Source organism: Komarekiella delphini-convector SJRDD-AB1 (assembly GCF_014831675.1).
Taxonomy (GTDB): Bacteria; Cyanobacteriota; Cyanobacteriia; order Cyanobacteriales; family Nostocaceae; genus Komarekiella.
Genome location: NZ_VJXY01000154.1, coordinates 1 through 2,098, shown reverse-complemented (window position 1 = coordinate 2,098; position 2,098 = coordinate 1). Strand labels below are relative to the sequence as shown.

At 46.9% G+C, this 2,098-nt stretch carries 3 protein-coding genes; all 3 read left to right on the top strand.

All coding sequences use genetic code 11. The features are described 5' to 3' along the window. Positions 1 to 161: 161 nt before the first annotated feature. Positions 162 to 479 carry a DNA methyltransferase gene (locus FNW02_RS37950; RefSeq protein ID WP_191762599.1) on the top strand — a complete coding sequence of 106 codons (318 nt, stop codon included), beginning with the start codon at positions 162 to 164 and terminating at the stop codon, positions 477 to 479. Next, positions 476 to 1,939, top strand: a complete 1,464-nt coding sequence (locus FNW02_RS37945; protein ID WP_225226327.1) for a DNA cytosine methyltransferase — start codon at positions 476 to 478, stop codon at positions 1,937 to 1,939. Before FNW02_RS37950 ends, FNW02_RS37945 begins: the two co-directional genes overlap by 4 nt. Positions 1,940 to 1,974: 35 nt before the next feature. Beyond that, positions 1,975 to 2,098, top strand: a 124-nt coding sequence (locus FNW02_RS40395) for a DUF1392 family protein (protein WP_191762600.1), incomplete at its 3' end; no start/stop codon positions are given.

Here is a 2,098-nt window from a genome sequence, read left to right as displayed (position 1 = left end):
TAACATGATCGCACAGGAAGCGATAGCGATCGCCTAACTCAAAGAGAAACGTCTATAGTTATGCTCCGTTTCTAAACTAAACCGTTTAGTTTGCACTTGGTGACAGCTTCGCCAGCTCTAAGCCTATTAGAGGCTCCTTCGTAAACCAACACGCCAGTCTCTTGACAAACGCCAAACCCAAACAACGAACCAAGGATGTTTGGCACAATTTACAGCTACCGGGACTAGGCTGGTTCTTTCGGGAACAAACTTACGGGCATCTCGGCTATACATCTGAACACTTGACCAATCACGTTCTGGCTCATTTAGCTCATCCCAATACCCCCATACTTGACCCTTTTTGTGGCACTGGAACTACTCTCAAATGTGCCAAGGATCTCAATCGTCGGGCCATTGGCATCGAAATTAACGAAAAGTACTGCGAAATTGCGGCTACTCGCTTATCTCAACAAGTTTTACCTTTATGGGCAACAGTATGACTAAAACTTTAACTGTAGCCTCTGGCTTAAGCAAATCCGAAAAGGTCATGTCATCTCAGACACCCGAAAAATTCTTAGAGGACGACTTTAAACGCTCTCATGTTCAAAGCCAAGGATGCTTGTACCCGTACCTTGAAAGCAAAAAGCTACAAGACAACTCAACAGTTTTCTACCCGCGTGTAATTGGTGAACGTGACCCAAACAACCCGAAACACTGGCGCTGGGGGTTCAACTGGGAAGAAAAAATCAACGGGAGTTGGAAGGGCCGCAGTATTGGTTCAATTCCTTGCGCTGCTGTGACAATGATTCAGGCAATGCAACAGTCAGGAGCAACAAGAGAGGATATTGTTGCTTTCATCAAAAGAGCGAAAACTAAAAAGTACTCTCCAAAAATTTTAGATGTCTGTAAAAAGTTTGAGAACACAAATACTAAACCAACGCTACCAGATAATGCACCAATCGCCGTTGTACTCTTCGCAGGCGGTGGTGGGATAGAAGCGGGGATGGTACAAGCTGGTATTCGTCCGAGCATCGCGGTGGAGTTCGACCCGACCAAACCAGACTTGAGTAAAGCGATCGCCTCCTCCCATGACCGCAACTTCACCTCGTACGGCTGTAGAGTAGTTCAGCAAACAGTTCAAGAAGTAGCACAAGAGGGATTTTTGGGTTTTCCGCGCCGCCCCGATTATCTCCATGCCTCCCCGGTGTGCGCCAACTTTTCTGCTGCCCACACGGCCAAAGCGGGTAAGGGCGGTGAAAACAGTGATGATCTAATGGCGGCGATCGCTGTTGCAGAAACTATCCGACAGTTACAGCCACGGGTATTTACTCTCGAAAATGTCCCACGTTATCGGAGCAGTCAGAGTTTCAGTATTATCCTGTCAGCTTTAGAGCAAGAGGGATATCTAGTTGATTACAGGGTAGTCAACATGGCTGACTTTGGATTGCCCCAGGCGCGTCAGCGATTGATTCTAACAGCAGTCAGGGGATTGCGTGTACCACTCCTGGCCACCAGTAAACCAATAGGTTGGTATGAAGCGATCGCACATTTAATAGAAGCGATGGCTGATTCCAAATTACTCCCCAAACAGCAACAAGCTTTAGACAAATTTCTCGCCATCAATGAACCGACACCACTGCTAATAGAAAGAGTTGGGGGACGCAAACAATTGAAATACAAACCTGGACATAAACCATGCAATACCATTCTCCGCAGCAGTTTCACCGATCACAAAGGTTGCAACAGAAACAAATTCGCTGACATCTGGTTGCCGGATGGTACGGCCAAGTCCTTATCTATTCAAGGAGCAGCGAAGTTACAGGGTTTTCCCGATTGGTACGATTTTCCCAGCGAGGCGGCCACGGCGGGATCAATTATCGGCTACTCTGTCCCTCCCAGTTTTGCCGCCCAGTTATTCATGGCCACACAAAGCATGTTGAAAGAAGCAAAAGCATTATGACTAACCTTGTTCAGAATTTAGAAGAGTGCTGATACATTTCCCCACTCTGGGGCCAAGACATTCCACCACTGTCCATCAGTCTGCTAGAAAGAGTTTACCTCACCACCACAAAATCATTCGGCTATTGCTATGGAGTGGAATGGTTACAGCATGAGTTAC

What these genes read in the sequence shown, in the direction of transcription:
- FNW02_RS37945 (WP_225226327.1), top strand. Translation starts at nt 476, where the DNA reads ATGACTAAAACTTTAACTGTAGCCTCTGGCTTAAGCAAATCCGAAAAG.